The sequence below is a fragment of the Blautia glucerasea genome (genome assembly GCF_020537505.1).
GTDB lineage: Bacteria > Bacillota > Clostridia > Lachnospirales > Lachnospiraceae > Blautia_A.
The window spans coordinates 1-378 of sequence record NZ_JAJBMO010000121.1 but is presented as its reverse complement, the minus strand read 5'-3'; the positions used below and the strand labels follow the sequence as shown (position 1 = coordinate 378).

Below are 378 nucleotides of genomic sequence, written 5' to 3'. Positions count from 1 at the left end.
AGGATATTCTGTTCAAAGCCTTAAATGTACAGACGAGAAGGGAAGATGAGTATTGTCAGAAAGTCCGTCCTATGGTATTGGAGAAGATCCGCCGGATGCCAAACAGCACCATCACGATGGAAAAATTCAAAAGGGCATGGTATGAGGGAAATGACGGAAGCTCCGAGCATTACAACTGGACAAGGTATTATGCCTTAAACCTACATGCTGTTTTTTCCAAGGGAACACTGGAATGGCGTTGTTTTGAAAGCACCCTCCATGCAGGAAAAGTCCGGTCAAACATTACGCTGGCACTTGCCATATCCGCACAGGCGGTCAACCAGTCCTGTACCCATGCAAAAAAGACGGAGATCGGGGATAACCCGGCATTTACGTTCC

At 47.1% G+C, this 378-nt stretch carries 1 protein-coding gene; it reads left to right on the top strand.

Going from position 1 to position 378, the window contains the following annotated elements:
• A partial coding sequence (locus LIQ05_RS20835; protein ID WP_226822947.1) for an amidoligase family protein occupies positions 1-378 on the top strand: 378 nt, incomplete at both ends.